Source organism: Pseudomonas sp. ADAK13 (genome assembly GCF_012935715.1).
GTDB lineage: Bacteria > Pseudomonadota > Gammaproteobacteria > Pseudomonadales > Pseudomonadaceae > Aquipseudomonas.
Genome location: NZ_CP052860.1, coordinates 5,091,033 through 5,111,068 on the forward strand (window position 1 = coordinate 5,091,033; position 20,036 = coordinate 5,111,068).

16 protein-coding genes are annotated in these 20,036 nt (G+C 62.3%); 12 read left to right on the forward strand and 4 right to left on the reverse strand.

Translation table 11 applies throughout. From position 1 onward, the window contains the following. Positions 1-28: 28 nt before the first annotated feature. Entirely contained in the window at positions 29-1,765 is a 1,737-nt protein-coding gene (locus tag HKK54_RS23540; RefSeq protein ID WP_169388014.1) for a hypothetical protein, read from the reverse strand. After that, positions 1,762-3,588, reverse strand: a complete 1,827-nt coding sequence (locus HKK54_RS23545) for a tyrosinase family protein (RefSeq protein ID WP_169388015.1) — start codon at positions 3,586-3,588, stop codon at positions 1,762-1,764. The genes HKK54_RS23540 and HKK54_RS23545 overlap by 4 nt, the downstream gene beginning before the upstream one ends. A 159-nt stretch (positions 3,589-3,747) precedes the next feature. On the opposite strand from HKK54_RS23545, the gene HKK54_RS23550 reads away from it, so the two are divergent. The 12 genes from HKK54_RS23550 to HKK54_RS23605 all read left to right on the forward strand — a co-directional run bounded on the left by HKK54_RS23550 (position 3,748) and on the right by HKK54_RS23605 (position 17,378). Next, positions 3,748-4,212: an Lrp/AsnC family transcriptional regulator gene (locus HKK54_RS23550; protein ID WP_032882017.1), complete on the forward strand. Its 465-nt coding sequence runs from the start codon at positions 3,748-3,750 to the stop codon at positions 4,210-4,212. A 977-nt stretch (positions 4,213-5,189) separates the two neighbouring features. Continuing rightward, complete coding sequence (locus HKK54_RS23555; RefSeq protein WP_010173422.1) at positions 5,190-5,783, forward strand: transposase; 594 nt, start codon at positions 5,190-5,192, stop codon at positions 5,781-5,783. Positions 5,784-5,842: 59 nt separating this feature from the next. Beyond that, the gene (locus tag HKK54_RS23560; RefSeq protein WP_169389338.1) at positions 5,843-7,441 is read left to right on the forward strand and encodes a ShlB/FhaC/HecB family hemolysin secretion/activation protein; all 1,599 of its coding nucleotides are present in this window, start codon (positions 5,843-5,845) and stop codon (positions 7,439-7,441) included. 24 nt (positions 7,442-7,465) lie between these two features. Next, positions 7,466-9,265 (forward strand): DUF2341 domain-containing protein, encoded by a 1,800-nt coding sequence (locus HKK54_RS23565; RefSeq protein WP_169388016.1) that lies wholly within the window; start codon positions 7,466-7,468, stop codon positions 9,263-9,265. Between the two features lie 11 nt (positions 9,266-9,276). Continuing rightward, on the forward strand, positions 9,277-9,702 hold the full coding sequence (locus tag HKK54_RS23570; RefSeq protein ID WP_010173416.1) for an ExbD/TolR family protein: 426 nt from the start codon (positions 9,277-9,279) through the stop codon (positions 9,700-9,702). A 3-nt stretch (positions 9,703-9,705) separates the two neighbouring features. After that, positions 9,706-10,413, forward strand: a complete 708-nt coding sequence (locus HKK54_RS23575; protein WP_169388017.1) for an energy transducer TonB family protein — start codon at positions 9,706-9,708, stop codon at positions 10,411-10,413. A gap of 41 nt (positions 10,414-10,454) precedes the next feature. Next, positions 10,455-12,158: a putative porin gene (locus HKK54_RS23580; protein ID WP_169388018.1), complete on the forward strand. Its 1,704-nt coding sequence runs from the start codon at positions 10,455-10,457 to the stop codon at positions 12,156-12,158. 17 nt (positions 12,159-12,175) lie between these two features. Next, on the forward strand, positions 12,176-12,802 hold the full coding sequence (locus HKK54_RS23585; protein WP_010173410.1) for a hypothetical protein: 627 nt from the start codon (positions 12,176-12,178) through the stop codon (positions 12,800-12,802). Between the two features lie 20 nt (positions 12,803-12,822). Continuing rightward, positions 12,823-13,311, forward strand: coding sequence for a YbjN domain-containing protein (locus tag HKK54_RS23590; RefSeq protein WP_010173408.1), 489 nt, complete (start codon positions 12,823-12,825; stop codon positions 13,309-13,311). Next, positions 13,308-14,243 carry a peptidylprolyl isomerase gene (locus HKK54_RS23595; RefSeq protein WP_169388019.1) on the forward strand — a complete coding sequence of 312 codons (936 nt, stop codon included), beginning with the start codon at positions 13,308-13,310 and terminating at the stop codon, positions 14,241-14,243. Before HKK54_RS23590 ends, HKK54_RS23595 begins: the two co-directional genes overlap by 4 nt. Positions 14,244-14,294: 51 nt before the next feature. Continuing rightward, positions 14,295-15,272, forward strand: coding sequence for a LysR family transcriptional regulator (locus HKK54_RS23600; RefSeq protein WP_010173403.1), 978 nt, complete (start codon positions 14,295-14,297; stop codon positions 15,270-15,272). Positions 15,273-15,827: 555 nt separating this feature from the next. Beyond that, positions 15,828-17,378: an IS3 family transposase gene (locus tag HKK54_RS23605; protein ID WP_169385884.1), complete on the forward strand. Its 1,551-nt coding sequence runs from the start codon at positions 15,828-15,830 to the stop codon at positions 17,376-17,378. A 421-nt stretch (positions 17,379-17,799) separates the two neighbouring features. Here the strand turns inward: HKK54_RS23605 and HKK54_RS23610 are convergent, their stop codons facing one another. After that, positions 17,800-18,633, reverse strand: coding sequence for an alpha/beta fold hydrolase (locus HKK54_RS23610; RefSeq protein ID WP_237150981.1), 834 nt, complete (start codon positions 18,631-18,633; stop codon positions 17,800-17,802). Positions 18,634-18,698: 65 nt separating this feature from the next. After that, on the reverse strand, positions 18,699-20,018 hold the full coding sequence (gene potE / locus HKK54_RS23615; RefSeq protein ID WP_169388020.1) for a putrescine-ornithine antiporter: 1,320 nt from the start codon (positions 20,016-20,018) through the stop codon (positions 18,699-18,701). Positions 20,019-20,036: the final 18 nt, after the last annotated feature.

Sequence of the window (20,036 nt, forward strand, 5' to 3'; positions counted from 1 at the left end):
TCACCACAAGGAAGGTGGAACGTTCAGATCAGGCGGCAGGCACCAGCGCCAACCCGGATTCCCATGGGTGCTGCGCCGCGCTGGGGTTATCGGCTTCGCCCGGGTTGAGCGCGCGCACCGTCACCAGCCCCGGTGCGGCGGTGGGGCTCACGGTGATGGTCAGCAGGTAGCCCTGGGTGCCGCCGGAGTTGGTTTGCCCGGGGATGGCCGAGGCGTCGGGCAGGAACTTCGTGACCACCGCCGTGACGCCGGGATTGGAAAACTGCACCCGCGCCGTCTCGGCGGTGGTCTTGAGGTCGGCGCCTTGCACCACCAGGGCAAACTGCCCGCTGGTACCGGGTGCCAGCCACGCTGGCAGGTCGGTGGGCGACTGCCCGTAGAACAGATCCAGCGGCAGCAGTTGTACCGGCCAGGGTTGCACACCGTTGACCCGATCGGTCACGCACGGGCAGGAATCCGGTGTCGGGCTGATGGGCGTGGTGGTCACGCTCAGCCCCACCAGCAGTTGCTGGGCAATCACCCACACGTAGTCGATGGACTGGCCGCTGATGGTGATGTCGTTGATCGAGAACCCGGCGCTGACCGGCACTTCGAACACCGCCTGCAGGATCTGGTCGGAGCCGTTGGCCGCGGATTTTGCGGTGCCCCGGGTGATTTTCCAGTACTGGCTGACGTCCTGGCCCTGAGGACCTTTCCACGCCGAGAAGTCGGTGGGTTGTTGCAGGTACAGGCCGATGGGATTGGTCAGGGACAGCCGGTTATTCACCGCCACGCTGTTGGCCGAAAAGCCGATATGCGGGTCGGAGTTGCGGTAGTTCTGCCCGTATTGCGCGCAGCAGATCAGCGCTTGGGAATTCTGGCTGCTGGCCAGTGGACGCAGGATGGTTGCTGCGGCCGCCAGGTACACCTCGGCGCTCAGGGTGTTGGGGCCGGAGGTCAGGTGCATCGCGCCGCCATATTGGCCGGGCACGCAGGCGGTGCCGGCGTTCCATTTGTTGACCGTGTCATAGGCCGGTTGGCCGGTGGTGGGGTCGATGACCGGGTCGCCGGCCTTGCCGGTCGGGCAGTCGGCGGTGTAGCGCAGGTAGAGGTCTTCGAGTTGCACCTGTGGGTCGATGTAGTCGCGGTACAGCCCCAGCACCGCATTCGGATCGATGCGCCACATGGCCAGGAAATACGCCGGGTTCTCGCAGGTGAAGGTGATCTTGCGCATGTTGCCGTCCGCATCGCGCACGATGGACCACTCGCAATATTCGTCGAGCCAGCCACGGGGCCCCGAGGGCGAGAAATCCTTGTACTTGCCTTGCCAGTCGATGCTCGGGCAGCGGGTCACGGGCAGTTGCAGCAGGGTGCCTTGCTTGTTCGGATCGTAGAGCGTGTACAGGGTGTTGTTGAGGGTGATCTGGCCGTTGTCGGTCAGCTCCATCACCTGCTGCAACGTCATGGCCTTGCCGCCCAATTGCGGAATCACCGCGGTGCCATTGTTGTAGAAGAACGTCCACAGCCGGTTGGGGAAGGGCGCCCAGGTGATCGCCGGTGGCGTGGTGGGGCCGTAGCCTTCCACCAGCGGGTTGTAATAGCCCGAGCGCGGCGCGTCATTGAGGCCCGACCACGGGTTGCCGATGATCGCGGACTGGGTCCAGCCGGTGAGGTCGTTGTTCCAGTCGGTTTCAAACTGCGGCAACTGGTTTTCCAGGCCCAGCTTGTTGTAGTCCTTGGGGGCTTGGCCGGCGGGCGAGGTGAATTGATTGAAGGGTGTGCTCATGTCGGTTCTCCAGGTGTTGTGGTAGTGGAAGCAGAGCAGCAACCGGCACTGGGAGCAGGGCCGGCAATGGCCTGGCGCGGGTCGTCCCACACCAGTTGGGCGATAAAGCCTGGCAGCGGCGCGTACTCTTGCGGCGTCAACACCCGGGCACTATCGAGATGGGTCACCACCACGGACAACTGCGTGGCGTCAGTGGGGCCAAGGTTCAGCGCCCTGGCATTGCGTGCGGCATTCAATGCCCGGGACACGCCCTGGGTGATACAGCGGCCCTTGTCATCCACCAGGCCCATGCCGATGCGACTGAAGCGCCCGACGTAGTGCGGATTGTCGGCACTCACCTGCTGTGGCGTGGCGTCGGGCTGGTTGAGGAATACGTCGATCAGGTAGGTGTCGTGGGTGCAGCGCACATGGTCGAACACCACCCACGGCCCAAGGCCGGCGGCGTTGTTCGTCGCCGGGGCGGGCGCCGAACGGTGTTGGCAGCAGGCCTTCGCCGCCGCCCTGGTCGCGCCAAACTGCGGGGCCACGGGCGTGCCGTAGTCGTAGCCGATATGCCGACTGTCCTGGGCCATGTCACCCAGGGTGGTGTAGCGCCAGGCATCGGCGCTGGTGAAGGTGACGGTGCTGGCGTCGCTCCCGGCAAACGGCTGGAGCAGGCACTGGGTGGTGTACTGCGCCGCCGGGTTGGCGCGGATCCAGACTTCCAGCATCCGGTCGATATTGGCGTGATACGAGCTGAACACCGGGTCGAACGCGGTGTAGGCATTGTCGGCCATGTCGCCGCCGATCCAGCCGTGATAGTTGTCGTGGGGTTGCTCGTAGAGCCCGTCGAAATTCAGTGCGCGGTTGGGGTACAGGTCGTCTTTCTGCGGCGGGTCAAACACCGGAATGTTCGCCCACGGATAGCCCGGCACGCCTTGGGGTTGGCTGAACGAGGTGAACTGCAGCGCATCCACCACTTGTTGCTGGAAAATCCGGCTCATCGCGTACAGCTCCGTGCGCTCATGCCGGAACGGTTCGCCCTGGGTGTAGAACAGCGGGTTGCGCTGCACGAAGCGACAATCCACCCCGTTGACCGCGCCCCTGGCGCACACCTTCGAGGTGCCGTCCTTGGCGGCGGCGTAACGCAACGGGTTGGGCCGCACTTCACCGGTGTGCGGGTGCACGTAGGTTTCATCGAGAAACGCCTGGGGCAAACCGGCCTGGGGGCTGCCGTCGACACTGGCGTCTTCGGCCATCCAGTCCCAATAGGGAATCGGGCAGTCGATCAGCGCCTCCAGGTACAGCAGATAGGCCCGGTGCCACAGGGCAAAGGCTTCCTGGTAATGCAGGCACCAGTTGGTGTGGATATAGGCGTAGCGCTGCCACGGCGAACCGCTGTCGGGGTCGGCCACCTGCATCACGTCATCCAGGCGCGAGCGGTACAGGTTCAGTTGTTCGGTGCTCAGGGCGCGGATGTCCTGGCGCACGCGCTTGACCGGGTGGGGCAGGTCGGGAGGGGGAATGCGCTCGGCGATATCGAACGGTGAGCTGGGGGTCAGGCGCCAGCCCTGGTTGACCCACAGCCTGAAGGTTTCCAGGGCGTCTATGGGCCAGAACTGCTGCGGGTCGAGGGTCAGCGGCATGCTGCGCGAGGCCAGGTGCTGGTAGATGGTTTCGGACCAGGTCTTGACCGACGCCGGGTCTTCGAGGAACACGAAGTAGGCGTTCATGCAGCCCACCCAGGAGGCGGCGACGGCGGCGCGTTGTGCGGGCGGTATCCAGTAAGGGGCGCTGAAGAGGCCGTGGATATCGGTGGCCCATGTCGGTTTCGCGACTATCATAAGATCCCTCTCATGCCGCCCCGATGCCTGATTTGGCTGGGCTGCTAAGCTGGATTGATGTTAGTGCGCCGCTGCGCAGGATTTGTGCAAATTGACGGGGTTTTACGGTGGATTCATTGCAGTTTTTTCAAGGAAGATATGGAAAAAATGACAGATGCCATGGATTTGAAAATTCTGGGGAAGTTGCAAAGGGATTGCAGCCAGAGTCTGGAGTTGTTGAGTGACAGTGTGGGGTTGTCTTCGACCAGCTGCTACCGGCGTATCAGGCGGCTGGAGAGTGTCGGGATTATCAAGGCGAAGGTGGCGGTGCTGGATGAGCGCAAGCTTGGGATTCAGGTGACGGCGTTCTTTTTGATCAAGCTTGATAGGGACAGCAATGACATTGACCGCAAGATGCAGCATATCCTGGCGAGTCATCCGGAGATTCAGGACTGCTATCTGCTGACCGGGGAGTTTGATTTTGTGATGGTGGCGAAGTTTCGGGATGCCACGGAGTACACGGATTATATCTATCGGTTTTTAGACATTTACCGGGATATTCCGATTCGTACTTATTCTTCTACGTTGGTGGTGCGGACGGTTAAGAAGTCTTATGAATTGCCGTTGCCTTTGTCGTTGCTGTGATTGGGGGGCATATCCGTTATTTAGGTAACGGCGGCTTATGGTTTCGCTCTTACAGCGACTCACTTTGGAAAAGCCCCAAAGTAAGCAAAGGGCTCTGCCCCGCCTGTCGGCACCTCGCCTAGGCTCGGTGTTCCCTCACTCCGGCGCTGCTCCGCGGGCCGCCGCGATGGGCCATCCTTGGCCCAGCGCGGCTAAACCGGCGTCCTGCCGGTTTACCCGCTCCGCACCACCTGCGTTCGGCCTCGGGCTGAGTGGGGCAGTCAGAGCCAGATCAAGATCAAAATCTACAGCACAGCGGCCTACAGGCCGGCTTGAGTGGTAGAAGCAAATCAAAATCTAAAGCGGGGCACGATCAAATGTGGGAGCTGGCTTGCCTGCGATGGCATCAACAGGGTGTACCTGAAAAACCGAGGTGTCTGCATCGCAGGCAAGCCAGCTCCCACAGAAAAGCAGAGCTGCAGCAGTTTCAGATTTGGTTTTCGCTTTGGCTTTTGATCTGGCTTCTACCACTCAAGCCGGCCTGTAGGCCGCTGTGCTGTTGATCTGCTTTTGATCTTGATCTTAGGCGCCCCGTTAAACCACGCTGGCCGAACGCAGGCTTTGGAGCGTGGGTAACCCGGCAGGACGCCGGGTTAGCCGCGCTGGGCCAAGGATGGCCCATCGCGGCGGCCCACGGTCCAAAGCCGGAGTGAGGGCACACCGAGCCTAGGCGAGGTGCCGAGTGGTGGGGCAAGAGCGTTTTGCTTACTTTTGCGCTGTTCAAAAGTGAGCCGCTGTAAGAGCGGAACCAATAGTGGCCGTTACCTAAATAACGGATATGCCCCCCAAACCCCCCCGCCCAAAAAAAGAAGCTTTTATGACAAAAGTTCGGTAGTCCCCAGCGACCCCGGTCTTGGCTATGTAACGCGCTCAACAACGCCAAAACAGGCGATGCCAGAGCCGCAAGCAGGATGCCAGGAGTGGGGCGAATGGGAACTATGGAACGTTACTCGAAAGTCGGCATGCAGGAGCTCGACCAGCGCCTGTCAAAGATCGTCGAAGCCGCGCGCAAAAAGCCGGTCTCGGTCTACCGCTATGGCGCACCGTGGGTATGGATCGTCTCCCAGGACGACTGGCAAGGCGCACTCAAGGAAGTCTCCAGCTATATCCCCGCAGGCCATTCACTGGTCCTGCTGCGCCCGCAGATCGACGACATCCTCGACCACCACCGCGACCTGCTCCAGGCCGAACCCGGCACCCGGATCGCCCCCCAGACCGTCTTGCAGATCCTGCTGCTGCAACTCCTGTACTCGGTCCCCAACGAACAGCAACTGCACGAACAGCTCAACTACAACCTGCTGTTCCGCTGGTTCGTCGGCCTCGACCTGAACCAGAAAGTCTGGGGCATCAACCTTCTTCAACGCGACATCGCCACCTTCCTCGGCAACCCGCAGGCGGTGCAACTGATCCAGAAAATCATCGGTGAAGTGTTCTGTGGCGCCTTGCTGCACATGCCGGAGTTCTCCCTGAACTTCGCCCTGCTGCACACCTGGCTCGCACGGCACGGCAACACCTCGATATCCAGCAATTGAACAGGCCAGACGCCGGGCAAACGGCGACGGCAATCATCTTGAGTAAACCAGGGGGCGGTGTGGAGCATCTGTTCAAATCAACGCTGGCGCTGTGCTGGCTGACGCTGGGCGCATTGGCGCAGCCGGTGCAGGCCGAAGAGCAGGGCGCCCAGCCCGAAGCTCCGGCACGGCGGGTGGACGTCAACGAGTACTTTGTGCGCGGCAATACCGTGCTCGATGCCCGGGCGATCGAAGAAGCGGTGTACCCGTTTCTCGGCCCGCAAAAGACCCTGGCCGATATCGAAGGCGCCCGGGATGCCTTGCAGAAGATCTACCAGGAACGCGGCTACCAATCGGTGTTCGTGGAGCTGCCGGAGCAGAAGGTCGACGACGGCATTGTCTACCTGCAAGTCAGCGAGACCAAGGTCGGCCGCGTCCGTGTGGTCGGCGCCAAGCATTATTCGCCAGTGGAAATCCGCGAAGAAGTGCCGGGCCTGAAGGAGGGCGCCGTACCGGACTTCACCCGCGTGCAAACCCAGCTCGCCGGCCTCAACCGCGGCGTCGGGCGCCAGGTCACGCCGCTGGTTCGCGAAGGCCAGCGCCCCGGCACCATGGACGTCGACCTGCAGGTGGAAGACCAGAACCCGTGGCACGCCAGCCTCGGCCTGAACAACGACTACAGCGCCGACACCAAGGAGCTGCGCAGCGTGGCCACGCTGGGTTACGACAACCTCTGGCAGTTGGGCCGCAGCATTTCCCTGACCTACTTTACGGCGCCCCAGGACAGTGACAATGCCAAGGTCTGGTCGGGCTCCTACACCGCACCGCTGAATGATCGCTGGAGCCTGCAGTTCTCCGGTTACCAGTCCGACAGCAACATCGCCACCATCGGCGGCAGCAACGTGTTGGGCAAGGGCCATTCCTACGGCGTGGCGGCGATCTACAGCCTGCCGGCCAGCGGCAGCTGGGCCAACTCGTTCTCGGTCGGTGTGGACTTCAAGGACTTCAAGGAGCAGATGAAGTTTGGCAGCAGCACGGACGATATCCCGCTCAAGTACGCACCGCTCACGTTCGGCTACAACGGCTACCGCTACACCGAGCAGTCGCAGCTGGGCCTGGGCTTGAACCTGATCGTCGGCACCCGCGCGTTTTTTGGCTACGGCAGCGACGCCGAAGAGTTCCAGTACAAACGCGACAAGGCCAGCCCGAGTTTCGCCGTGCTCAAGGGCGACCTGAATTACACCTACACCTTCGGCAACGACTGGCAATCGGCGTCCAAGGCCGGCTTCCAGTTGGCCTCGGGGCCGCTGGTGTCCAACGAGCAATATTCCGCCGGCGGTGCCACCTCGGTACGCGGTTACCTCGCCGCCGAGCGCACCGGTGACGAAGGCTACCTGCTGTCCCAGGAACTGCGCACGCCGTCGCTGGCCAAGTTCCTCGGCAGTTATGTGCAGGAGTGGCGCTTCTACGCGTTTGCCGAAGGCGCGCGCTTGCGCCTGCATGATCCGCTGCCCGAGCAGGAAGACGAATACAGCCTGGCCAGTGTCGGCCTGGGCACCCGCGCCAGTTTGAGCAAGTGGTTGTCCGGCAGCCTGGATTGGGGCTACCCGCTGCTCGATGGCCCAAACACCCAGAAACAGGACTCGCGACTGCACTTCAGTGTGCAGGCGACTTTCTGACCCTTTTTTTCGGAGACTCCTGACATGCAACGCCTATTTCTGAGCCTGTTGATCTGCCTGGGCTTCGCGCTCCCGGCCACCGCCCATGCCTGGTGGCAGGACGACTGGCACTACCGTAAACAGATCACCGTGGACACCACCTCCCAAGGCGCGGCCATCAGCCAGGCCCTGGGCCGCACGGCGCTGTTGGTACGCCTGCACACCGGCAACTTCACTTTTGACGGGGTCAAGGACGACGGTGCCGACCTGCGTTTTGTCAGCGCCGACGACAAGACCGTGTTCAACCACCAGATCGAAAGCTTCGACCCACTGATGGGCATGGCGCTGATCTGGGTCGATGTGCCCAAGGTCGAAGGCGGCCAGCGCCAGGACCTGTGGATGTACTACGGCAATCAGAAGGCCCCGGCCACCGCCAACGGCCAACTGACCTTTGACCCGAACTACACCGCGCTCTACCACTTTGACGGTGCCAATGGCACGCCGCCCCGGGACACCACGGCCTACGGAAACACCGCCCTGAATGCCACCGGCGCGAGCATCGACGGGGTCATCGGCCGCGCGTTGCAGTTCAGCGGCCAGCCGTTGCTGCTGCCGGCCAGTCCGTCGCTGCAACACAGCGCGGGCAGTGCGTTTACCTTCAGTGCCTGGTTGCGGCTGGACCAGGCCAGCGGTGAGCAAGTGGTGATGGCTCGTCGCGAGGGTGCCCACAGCCTGTTGCTGGGCTTGAACCAGGGCATGCCGTTTATCGAAATCGACGGCCAGCGCGCGGTCTCGACCCAGCTGCTGAACCCGGGGCAATGGCAGCACCTGGCGTTCAGCGCCGAGGGCGACAAGGTTTCGCTCTACGTCAATGGCCGCGAAACGGCGAGCCTGGCGATAGCGATGCCGGCGTTCAATTCCCAGCTGGCCATCGGTGCTGACTTGCCGGAAGCCGCCAGCGGGCACTTGCCGTTTGCCGGTGCCATGGACGAGCTGCGCCTGTCCAAGGTCGCGCGCCCGGCAGCCCTGTTGCTGGCCGATGCCACGGCCCAGGGCGCCGAGTCGAAACTGGTGACCTACGGCGTGGATGAAGAACAGTCGGGCTTCGGTTTCGGCAGCCTGGGGTTCCTGCTCAAGGCCGTGCCGGTGGATGCCTGGGTGATCATCCTGGTGCTGGTGGGGATGATGTTCCAGTCGTGGTTCATCATGGTCCGCAAGAACCGCCAGGTCAGTCGCGTGAGTGCGGCCAACGAGATCTTCCGCGAGGAATTCGCGCAGATCGGCACCCGCCTGGAGATGTACTACGACGACGCATTGCTGGCCGAGCGCCTGACCCATTCCTCGCTGTGGCGCCTGTACCGGGTGGCGGTCAAGGAAATCCGAACCCGCCGCGCCCAGGGCGCCGACACCTCGTCGGTTTCGGCGGCGACCATCGAAGCCATTCGCTGCTCCATGGACGGTGTGCGCACCCGGGAAAACCAGTTGCTCGGCGCCAAGCTTTCAACCCTGTCCAACGCCATCGCCGGCGGCCCGTACATCGGCCTGCTGGGCACGGTGCTGGGGATCATGGTGGTGTTCCTCGGCACGGCAATGGCCGGTGACGTGAACATCAACGCCATTGCCCCGGGCATGGCGGCGGCCCTGCTGGCCACGGCCATGGGTCTGTTTGTCGCGATCCCCGCGCTGTTTGGCTACAACCGCCTGATTACCCGCAACAAGGAAGTCAGCGCCGACATGCGCGTGTTCGTCGACGAGTTCATCACTCGCCTGGCGGAGATGCACGGCGAGAGCCAGCACAGTGAAGCGGCGCACCGTCGCGACCACCACGCCACCGTCCCGGCCTGAGGAGAATCAGCATGGCTTCCGTGAATGCCTCCCACGACGATGACGATGACGCACCCGTCGACAGCATCAACATCACGCCCCTGGTGGACGTGCTGATGGTGGTGTTGGTGATGTTTATCCTGACCGCCACCGCCCAGGTCTCGGGGATCCAGATCCACCTGCCCAAGGCCAGCGCCTCGGTGTCGCTGTCGGAGGCCAAGACCAAGGCGATCTCGGTAAACGATGGCGGCCAGGTGTTTCTCGACGCTTACCCGGTGACCTTGCCCGAGTTGGAAGAGCGCCTGCGCATCGAGAAAGCGCAGAACCCGGACTTCCCGGTCATCGTGCGCGGCGACGCCATGGTGCAGTACCAGAAGGTCATCGAAGTGCTCGACTTGCTGCGCCGCCTGGAGCTGTCCCAGGTCGGGCTGGTCACCGGCAAACCGAGCCAGGGCTGACCCATGACCGCACAGATGCCGATCACGCCGACGCCAGTAAAAACCAGGCCGCCGCTGCGTCCATTGAAGTGGGGCGTTGGCCTGTTGCTGGGCGCCGTTGCCGCCTGGTTTCTCTGGCAGTGGGCCAATGACATGAGTGGCGTGCGCCGGGAAGCGCCCAAGGTGCCGACGATTATCCCGTTGCCGCCACCACCGCCACCGCCGCCGGAAAAACCCAAGGAGCCCGAGCCCGAGGTGCAGGAAAAAATCCCGGAGCCGGAACCCACACCGACCCCGGACGAGGTCAAGCCCGAGGAAGAAGCACCGCCTTCACCGGCGGACGACCTGGCCAACCCGATGCAGATCGACGGCGACGCGCAGGCGGGTACCGACGGTTTCAACATCGGCGCCGGCAAGGGCGGCGGCATGGCCGGTTCCGGTGGCGGCGGCCTGGGCACCGGCACGTTCAAGCAGTACCTGGCCGGTGTATTCCAGCGCCTGCTGCGGGAAGACCCGGAGCTGCGCAAGAAGGCCTACACGCTGCAGGCCGACCTGTGGCTGAGCGCCGACGGCGAGGTGACCCGCGTGGAGCTGGCCAAGTCCAGCGGCGACGCCGAGACCGACGCCCAGGTGCTGGCCGCCTTGCGTGCCACGCCGCGCCTGAAGGAACGCACACCCGCGTCGCTGACCCTGCCGGTACGCCTGTCTCTCAAGGGGCGGCGCCCGGATTGATCGAACCCTTTTTTGCAGTTTTCTACAGGAGTTGTGTGCAGATGATTTCCCACGTGAATCGATTGACCCTGGCGGTCGGCATGGTCGTTGCGACCCTGGTCGGCCAGGCGACGGCAGCCACTGCCGCACCTTCGGAAAACGCCACGGTCAACCTGATCCGCCTGCTGGTGCAGCAAGGTGTGCTCAAGCAGGAACAGGCCGACGGGTTGATCGCCCAGGCCGAGAAAGAAGCCCAGCAAGCCCGCCAGGCCAACGCGGCCACAGGGGTGGCGGCGACCGGCCCGGCAGCCGCCCCTGGCGATGTGCGGGTGCAATACGTGCCGGCAGCGGTGCGCGATCAGATTCGCGACCAGGTCAAGGCCGAGGTCATGGCCACCGCCAAACAGGAAAACTGGGCCCAGCCCAACACCTTTCCGGACTGGGTCTCGCGCATCAGCTTCGACGGCGACATTCGCCTGCGGGATGAGTCGCGCTACTTCTCGGGCAACAACAGCAATGAAATCGTCGATTACGCCAAGCTCAACCAAAGCGGGCCCTACGACGTCAACAAGAACACCAACACCCAATTGCCGCCGTTGCTCAACACCCGCGAGGACCGCGAAAACCTGTTCCGCCTGCGCGCGCGCCTGGGCATGAAGGCCGTGATCTCGCCCGACTGGACCGCCGGCATCCGCCTGGGCACCGGCAACGACAACAACCCGGTGTCCACCACCCAGACGCTGGGCGGCGGCTTTGGCAAGAAAGACATCTGGCTCGACCAGGGCTACCTCACCTGGAAGACCACCGACTACATGACCCTGACGGCGGGGCGCTTCGCCAACCCGTTCTACTCCACCGACATGATGTATTCCGGCGACCTCAATTTCGACGGCGTGGCGGCGATCTTCAACCACAAACTCAACAGCGACTGGGGCCTGTTCGGCACCCTCGGTGCATTCCCGGTGGAGTACAGCCCCGACACGGCCACCACCAACGGTTTCGACAAGGACGAGAGCGAAAACAAATGGATGTTCGGCGGGCAGATCGGCGCCGACTGGAAGATCAACCGCAGCAACAGCCTGAAAGGCTCGATGGCCTACTACCACTTTGGCGACATCCAGGGCGAACGCTCCAGCCCTTGCTCGCCGTGGTCCGGCCAGCCGGCCTGTGACACCGACGGCACACGCCTGGCGTTTATGCAAAAGGGCAACAGCGTGTTCCTGCTGCGTGACATCGCCCCCAACCCGGCAACGCCCGGCCTGACCCCGCAACCGCAATTCGTCGGCCTGGCCTCCAAGTTCAACGTGCTGGACCTCAACCTGGCGTGGGACAGCGAACTGCCGGAAGACCTCAAGCTGCGCAGCCAGACCAACTTCATCCACAACCTGGCCTACGACAAGGGCGAGATGCTCAAGCGCAGCGAAGGCCAGATCGTCAACAACATCAACAGCGATGGCCAGTTTGAAAGTGGCGGCAACGCGTTGCTCGTGCAGTTCACCCTCGGCAGTGCGCTGGAGATGCGCAGGAAGGGCGACTGGAACGTGCTGGCGGGCTACAAGTACATCCAGCCGGACGCCTTGCCGGACGGCTTCAACGACTCCTCCTTCCACCTCGGCGGCACCAACGCCAAGGGCTATTTCATCGGCGCCAATTACGGCCTCGACAAGAACATCTATGCCAGCGCCCGTTGGCTCAGCGCCTCCGAAGTGTATGGCGCGCCGTTTGAAGTGGATGTCATGCAACTGGAACTCAACACGCGCTTCTGATGCGCCGGAGAAAGCTCATGAACACGCGAATTTGCGGCCTGCTGTTGCTGCTGATTACCACCGGCGCTTCGGCTGAAGGCATGGAAGAGCGCCTGCGCACCCAACTGCGCAGCACCACCCAGCAGTTGCAGGCGCTGCAAAGCGAACAGGCCCAGGCCAGTGCCGCGCGCATCGCTGCCGAAACCCAGGCCAAACAGGCCCAGGCGCAGATCAAGCAACTGACCGCCGAGCTGGAAAAGACCCGTGGCGTGGCCGAGCAACTGGTGGGCCAGCAACAGAACCTGCACAGCCAGGCCCAGGCTCAGGTGGCGGCCAGCAACGAGCAAGTCGGCAAGTTCAAGAAGGCCTACGAAGACCTGCTGGTGATCGCCCGTGGCAAAGAGACCGAGCGCGCACGTTTGCAGGCGCAACTCACGGAACGTGACACACAAGTGCAGCAATGTTCAGTCAAGAATCAACAGATGTACGGCGTGGCCCAGCAGTTGCTGACGGCCTACGAAAAAATCGACGTGGCCGACGTGATGAGCATCCGCCAACCGTTCGCCAGCAGCACCCGGGTCAAGTTCGAGGAACTCGCCCAGGGTTTTGGTGATGGTCTTTACCTTAATCGGTTCGATGCTCCACAGACCGTCACTAATCATTGATCAACAAGGAAGAGACCACTATGAACGACGTACAACTGATCACCAGCGTTACCCCGCAGGCCTTGACCGAGCTGCTGCAGGAAGCCGGCTACCGGGTCAACCAGACCGAGCAGAACGGCATCGTGCAATTGCTCAGCGCCAGCCAGGGCATCGGCTTTGCCGTGCGCTTTGGCAACCCGGCGGTGGAGCAGGGCAGCTATGTGGATTTCACTTACAGCTGCGCGCTGCGGGTGCAGGGCGAATTGCCGGACGGCCTGGCGCAAGTGTGGAACGCCTCCCGCCGCTTTGCGCGGCTGTCGTTGCAGGGTGAATTCCTGCTGATGGAGATGGATGTGGTGGCGGCCGGCGTGGGTACCCCGTACCTGCGCAACCAGCTGGAATTGTGGGACCGCCTGCTGCAGGAATTTATCGTCTACCTGCGTGAATACAGCCAGCAAGCGGCCCAGCTTCAGGCCCAGGCCGCAGCCGCGCCGGCTGTCGACGCGCGCGAAGAGGCGCCTGCCCTGTGAAGAAACCAACCCTTGTGGTCGGCGCCGGCGCCCTGGTGGTGCTGGCGGTCGCGGTGGGGTTGAGCCTGCGACCGGGCAGTGACCCGGTCGCAGCCCAGCAGCCGGCGCCGGTGGCCGTGAAAGACGGGCCGGCAGTGGCTCGCCTGGGCAACCAGCAGATCGACCTGCTTGAACTCAAGACGGTGCTGGCGGCGCTGCCGGTGGAAACCCGCGAGCAATTGCGCGGCAACCGTGGCGCCCTGGAAACCTGGCTGCGTTCGCGCCTGGCGCAAAAGGCCGTGCTTGAACAGGCCGACGCCCAGGGCTGGCGCCAGCGCCCGGAAGTAGAGCAGCAGACCCGTGCCGCCACCGAGCAGATCGTGTTTCGCGACTACATGCTGTCGGTCAGCCAGGTACCGGCCGACTACCCCAGCGCGGCCGAGTTGCAGCAAGCCTATGACAGCGGCAAGGCGCAGTGGGTGACGCCGCCGTTGTACCGGGTGAGCCAGATCTTCCTCGCCGCCAGCGACCCGCAAACCCTCGACACCGTACGCCGCCAGGCGCAGGAATTGAGCCGCCGGGCCCAGGCTGCGCCGGGTGAGTTTGCGGCGTTGGCCAGCCAATACTCCCAGGACCCCGACAGTGCCAAACGCGGTGGTGATTCGGGGATGCAACCGTTGCAGCAACTGGTGCCCGAGATGCGTGGCGTGGTGGCGCGGCTCAAGACCGGCGCGGTGTCGGAGCCGGTGCAGAGTGCGGCGGGGTTCCACGTGCTCAAACTCACCGGGCAACAACCGGCGCGCACCGCGACGCTGGATGAATTGCGTGAGCGCCTGACCGAGGCCCTGCGTGCCCAGCGTCAGGAGCAAATTGCCAAGGCCTACCTCGAAGGCATGCTTAACACCGCCACCTTGAGTATCGATGGCGCCGAGCTGAACAAGGTGCTGGAGTAAAAACGTCTCACCGCATTGGATGCACAGTACCCACAAGACAGGGAGTCTCCCATGGTATTTCTTGACCCGGTTGTACCCCACGGCACCACGCCTTATCGCGGGCTGACGGAGTCCCGCGAGGCCTGGCTGGCGCTGGCCGCCACCATCGAGCCCGAGGTGGCGCAGTACTTCCTGATCAGCGCACGTTGTGGCTGTTTCATGCAGGCCGCCCGCAGCCTCAACATCAAGGCCACACAGTTGCGCAAGCGCCTGGCTCAACTGGAAGAGCAACTGCGCCGCTCGCTGTTCAGCTATCAGGGCAATGTCCTGGCCCTCAGTCGTGAAGGGCAGCAGTTGCAGGCGCAGCTGATTGCCCTGGCCCATGAACGACGCCTGCCGGTGCTGGAGCAACCGCTGATTCGGCTGGCGGTGGCCGAGTCGATCCTGCATGACATTTTGGGACGCGACCTGATTGCCCTGTTGCGGCGCAATGCGAGTGTGCGGCTGGAGATCATTTCCATCGACAGTGATTTGGCGTTGCAGGCACTGGAGGCCGATGTGGTGGTGTGGTTGTCGGGGATGGAGTCGCCGGGGGCCGGGCCGAGCTTTGCCATTAGTGCGCCCGAGGTGTTGGCGCGGTTGGATTATTCGCCGCACATTGCCAAGCGTTATTCACGGTTGGCGGTGCGGCCTGACAGTATCGAGGACCTGGCGGATTACATGCTGGTGCAGTGGCAGCCGGATCGGCAGGTGGAGGCGTTGCGGCCCTGGAACAGCCTGGTGGAGCAGCGGTTGGCGGGGGTGGTGCAGGTGCAGGCTTATCCGTTGATGCTGGAGATGATTCGGTGCAGTGCGTGTATTGGGTTGTTGCCGCGGTATATGGGGTGTTTTGATCGTGGGTTGACGGCGTTGGATGGGGTGTTTTTGGAGGGGATGCAGCGGCAGGTCTGGATGGGGGTGAATGCTGAGGTGCGGCATCCGCAGGAGGTGGGGTGGGTGGTGGAGATGATTCGGAATACGTTTCGGGAGAGGGGGGAGTGGTTTGATTGATTGTGTACATATCCATTTTTTCGGTAACGGCCACCTATGGTTTCGCTCTTACAGCGAGTCACTTTGGAAAAGCCCCAAAGTAACCAAAGGGCTCTGCCCCGCCTGTCGGCACCTCGCCTAGGCTCGGTGTTCCCTCACTCCGGCATTGCTCCGCGGGCCGCCGCGACGGGGCGTCCCTGCCCCGTCGCGGCTAAACCGGCGTCCTGCCGGTTTACCCGCTCCTCAATCCCTGCGTTCGGCCTCGGGCTTATTGGGGCAGTCAGATCAAGATCAAAAGCAAAAGCACAGCGGCCTACAGGCCGGCTTGAGTGGTAGAAGCCAGATCAAAAGCCACAGCAAAAGCCAAAGCGAAAACCAAATCTGAAACGGATGCAGCTCTGCTTTTCTGTGGGAGCTGGCTTGCCTGCGATGGCATCACCTCGGTGTGTCTGATGTACCGAGTTGTCTGCATCGCAGGCAAGCCAGCTCCCACATTTGACCGTGCCCCCCGGTGTCAGGGTAGTTGTCGCGTCCACCGCTTTTTGAACACATTTCGGGGGCGGCAAGAGTATGGTCATGCCTTTCTACTCAGATGAACGTAAAGCCGCACTGCTGAAAATGATGCTTCCGCCCCTGAGCCTTTCAGCAGCGGAGGTCGCTCGCCGCGAAGGTTGCAGCGATATGTCTCTCCATTATTGGCGCAAACAAGCTGCTGCCAGAGGAACGCAATTGTCCGACGCTAAACAACCCGCCGAAAATTGGTCAGCCGAATCCAAACTGACGGTCATCATAGAGACCGGTTCGCTGTCGGAACTGGAGATCGGTGAATATTGCCGAAGAAAAGGTATTTTTCCCGAGCAGATTACCGATTGGCGTAATGCGTTTATCGCCAGTAGCACCCAAAAACCAGCTGCGAAAACGGCGAGTTCAGGGCAGTCACGGGATGATAAAAAAAGGATCCGTGAGCTTGAGCGCGAACTACGCCGCAAGGATGCGGCGCTGGCCGAGACGGCGGCGTTACTGGTGCTGAGAAAAAGCTCAATGCCTACTGGGGAGCGACGACGAGGACAACTGACCTTGTTGCCAGAACGGTATTTACTCGTTGGTTGGCTCAATGAAGCCATCCTGGCGGGCGCCCGCAGGGCGCCTGCTTGTCAGGAGGTAGGCCTTTCACTGAGGACACTGCAACGCTGGAATTTGCCGGAAGAAATCTTGGCGGATGGGCGCACGACGACGCTCAGGCGGATGCCGAACAACGCACTCAGTGAGCTTGAACGGCAAAGTATCGTGACGCTGTGCAACAGCAAAACCTATGCGCATCTGCCGCCGAGCCAAATCGTGCCACAGCTGGCTGACGAGGGGCGTTACATGGCCTCGGAGGCGACATTTTATCGCGTACTGCACGCGGCAGGTCAGCAGCAACATCGCTCGCGTGCCAAGCGGCCGCATCGTCATGAGGCGCCCACGACTTATGCGGCGACCGCCGCCAATCAAGTGTGGTCATGGGACATCACTTACTTGCCGTCACCGGTTCGCGGAAAGTTTTACTACCTCTATCTGATCGAGGATATCTACAGCCGGAAGGCGGTGGGTTGGGAAGTTTACGAAGCAGAAAGCGGTGAAAAAGCAGCCGCGTTGCTGCAACGAAGCGTGACTCAGGAAAAGTGTTGGCTCCAGCCGTTGGTGCTTCACTCGGACAACGGTGCGCCGATGAAATCGTTAACGCTACTAACCAAGATGTACGACTTGGGCATCACGCCGTCTCGCGGTAGACCACGGGTCAGTAACGACAACCCGTACTCGGAATCGTTGTTCAGAACGCTGAAATACTGCCCGCAGTGGCCGCAGGACGGGTTTTCCAGCCTGGATGAGGCGCGTATCTGGGTAAGGAATTTTATGACCTGGTACAACACCGTGCACCGTCATAGTCGGATCCGCTTCGTGACACCCGCTCAACGTCACGAAGGGAAAGACCGGGAAATCTTGGCTCGCCGAGATGCGGTATACAGGCAAGCCAGAGAGAGAAGACCGGAAAGATGGTCAGGTGAGACACGCAACTGGAACCCTATCGGGACGGTGTATCTGAACCCTGAAAGGGAGCTGACAGTGGTGATAAAAGCCGCGTAGTACGACGGTGAACGCGACAACTACCTTGAAAAACGCCGGTGCCCGCTGTAGATTTTGATCTTGATGTTGCCTTTGCTTCACACCACTCAAGCCGGCCTGTAGGCCGCTGTGCTGTTGATCTGCTTTTGATCTTGATCTTAGGCGCCCCGTTAAACCACGCTGGCCGAACGCAGGTAGTACGGAGCGGGTAAACCGGCAGGACGCCGGTTTAGCCGCGACGGGGCAGGGACGCCCCGTCGCGGCGGCCCGCGTAGTAATGCCGGAGTGAGGGCACACCGAGCCCAAGCGAGGTGCCGAGTGGTGGGGCAAGAGCCTTTTGGTTACTTTTGGCTGGGCCGGCATTCCGGCTCCTTTCAAAAGTGACCCGCTGTAAGAGCGGAACCAATAGAGGCCATCACCGAAAAAATGGATATGTCCCCAATCACCGCACCCGCCCCAAAAACCCCTCAATCAACCCATTCACCTCCTCGGGATTCTCCAGCGCCGCGAGATGCGCAGTCCGCGCCATCACCACAAACTCCGCCCCGGGAATCACCTGTGCCATGGCCCGGGTCTCCGCCACGGCAAACGTGCGATCTTCTTCACCCGCCACCACCAGAATCGGCGCACGAATCGCCGCCAGCAACGCCCTCTGATCCGGCCGCTTGGGCACCACACTGTCCACCGCCCAAGCGATCGAATCGACATCGCACACAGCCAATGCCTGATGAATCCGGGCGATCGCCTCTGGCCGTTCCCGCTCGGTAGTCGGCCCCACAAACGCACGGGTCGCAGTCCCCACCATCCCCAGCCGAAACCCACCCAACAGCCGAATCACCACCGCCAGCAGCGGAAACTCCAGCCGATGCCGCAACCCCGCCGGCGACGCCGTACAGTTCATCAACACCGCCGCCTCGACCCGCGTCGGATACATGGCCGCAAACGTCCCGCCAATCATCCCGCCCCAGGAATTCCCCACGAAGGTACAGCGCTCAATCCCCAACCCATCCAACACCTCACTCACACACTGCGCACACTCGGCAAAGGTAAACCCGCGGCTCAGCGCCTCACTGTCACCATGCCCCGGCGGGTTGATCAGCACCACCCGATAGCGCGGGCTGAAATACCGCGCCTGGGCCATCCACATGCGCGCATCCATCAACAGGCTGGACCAGAACACCATCGCCGGGCCCTCGCCGACACTGCGCACGCGCACGCGGCCGAGGCAGGTGGGAATGTCCTGCACCTGAAGATCGTGATATTCAAGCAGCGCCATGACGGCCTCGCGCACAAGGGAGATGAACGCCTTAGCCTATACCTGCCAGGCTGCAGGCGGCGTTATCAGCCCATATCAGCCGCGGTGATAAATCGACGGGCCAGAAACCCATACAGCAGATAACCAAACGCCAACACCAACGTCGCGCCAAACACCGCTTCTTCACCACAGGCATAAATCGCATACAGCGAGTACCCCACGGCGATCAGCAGCACCGTGGTATTGCGCGCATAAACCGCCGCTGTCACCCGTGCCTTGTGCATTATCACCAGCAGCCCGGTGAGTGCCGTGACGTAGGGGATCAGATTGGTCACCACCGCCAGGTTCACCAGCTTGCTGAACTGGGCGCTGGCGGTGGGTGATATGGTCGACAAGGCAATCAGGCTCTGCAACGCCGCACAGGCAACCATTCCCACTACCGGCGCATGGGCGCGGGTGACCCGGCTGAAGAAGCGCGGAAACAGGCGCTGGTCCGCCGACATCTTGGCCGTTTGCGCCAGGGTGAATTGCCAGCCCAGCAGCGAACCGATGCATGCCACCACGGCCAGGGCCATGATGATGTCGCCCACCAGCGGCGTGAAGATCTGCGCGTACACCAGGGCAAACGGCGCTGAAGACTCGGCCAGTTCGGCGTTGGGCACGATGCCCTGGATCACGCTGGTGGACAGCACATACACCAGTGCCGCACCGAGGGTGCCCAGCAGGCAGGCGAGGGGCACGGTGCGCTTGGGGTCTTCCACGGCGTCATAGCCCTGGGCGGCGGACTCCATGCCAAGGAATGCCCAGAGCGTCAGCGGGATGCTCGCGCCAATGGCGTCCCACAGTTGCAGTTGGTTGGGGTTCCAGGCGTCGGTGAACACCTCGGCCTTGAAATAGAACCAGCCGATCACACTCAGCCCCGCCACGGGAATGATCACGCCCCACACCGTGATCACGCCGATCCGCCCGGTCAGGCGCGGGCCGCCGAAGTTGGCCACGGTGGTCAGCCAGATCAGCCCCAGGGTGCCGATAAACAACGGGATCGGCCCGCTGCCCAGCCACGGGATAAAGGACGACAGGTAGCCCACCGCCGAAATTGCAATCGCCACATTGGCGATGATCAGCGACAGGAAATACAGAAACGAACAGAGGAAGAACCCCGACTTGCCGTGGGCCTCTTCGGTGTAGGCCGACATGCCGCCCGTGCGCGTACAGAAGAGGCCGCATTGGGCGAAGCAATACGCGATCGCCATCGAGCCCACGGCGGTGATCACCCACGACAGCAACGAAATCGCGCCCAATTGCGCCATGCTGGAAGGCAGCATGATGATGCCCGAGCCCATCATATTGATCGCCACCAGGGTGGTCAGGCCCATCAGGCTCATCTTCTTGCTTGGCTCGGCCATCGGCAACTCCTTGTCGTG

Bases quoted from the DNA above. Each gene is read 5' to 3' on its own strand.
- HKK54_RS23540 (WP_169388014.1), bottom strand. From the start codon at position 1,765: ATGAGCACACCCTTCAATCAATTCACCTCGCCCGCCGGCCAAGCCCCC.
- HKK54_RS23545 (WP_169388015.1), bottom strand. From the start codon at position 3,588: ATGATAGTCGCGAAACCGACATGGGCCACCGATATCCACGGCCTCTTC.
- HKK54_RS23550 (WP_032882017.1), top strand. From the start codon at position 3,748: ATGGATTTGAAAATTCTGGGGAAGTTGCAAAGGGATTGCAGCCAGAGT.
- HKK54_RS23555 (WP_010173422.1), top strand. From the start codon at position 5,190: ATGGAACGTTACTCGAAAGTCGGCATGCAGGAGCTCGACCAGCGCCTG.
- HKK54_RS23565 (WP_169388016.1), top strand. From the start codon at position 7,466: ATGCAACGCCTATTTCTGAGCCTGTTGATCTGCCTGGGCTTCGCGCTC.
- HKK54_RS23570 (WP_010173416.1), top strand. From the start codon at position 9,277: ATGGCTTCCGTGAATGCCTCCCACGACGATGACGATGACGCACCCGTC.
- HKK54_RS23575 (WP_169388017.1), top strand. From the start codon at position 9,706: ATGACCGCACAGATGCCGATCACGCCGACGCCAGTAAAAACCAGGCCG.
- HKK54_RS23580 (WP_169388018.1), top strand. From the start codon at position 10,455: ATGATTTCCCACGTGAATCGATTGACCCTGGCGGTCGGCATGGTCGTT.
- HKK54_RS23585 (WP_010173410.1), top strand. From the start codon at position 12,176: ATGAACACGCGAATTTGCGGCCTGCTGTTGCTGCTGATTACCACCGGC.
- HKK54_RS23590 (WP_010173408.1), top strand. From the start codon at position 12,823: ATGAACGACGTACAACTGATCACCAGCGTTACCCCGCAGGCCTTGACC.
- HKK54_RS23600 (WP_010173403.1), top strand. From the start codon at position 14,295: ATGGTATTTCTTGACCCGGTTGTACCCCACGGCACCACGCCTTATCGC.
- HKK54_RS23605 (WP_169385884.1), top strand. From the start codon at position 15,828: ATGCCTTTCTACTCAGATGAACGTAAAGCCGCACTGCTGAAAATGATG.
- HKK54_RS23610 (WP_237150981.1), bottom strand. From the start codon at position 18,633: ATGGCGCTGCTTGAATATCACGATCTTCAGGTGCAGGACATTCCCACC.
- potE (WP_169388020.1), bottom strand. From the start codon at position 20,018: ATGGCCGAGCCAAGCAAGAAGATGAGCCTGATGGGCCTGACCACCCTG.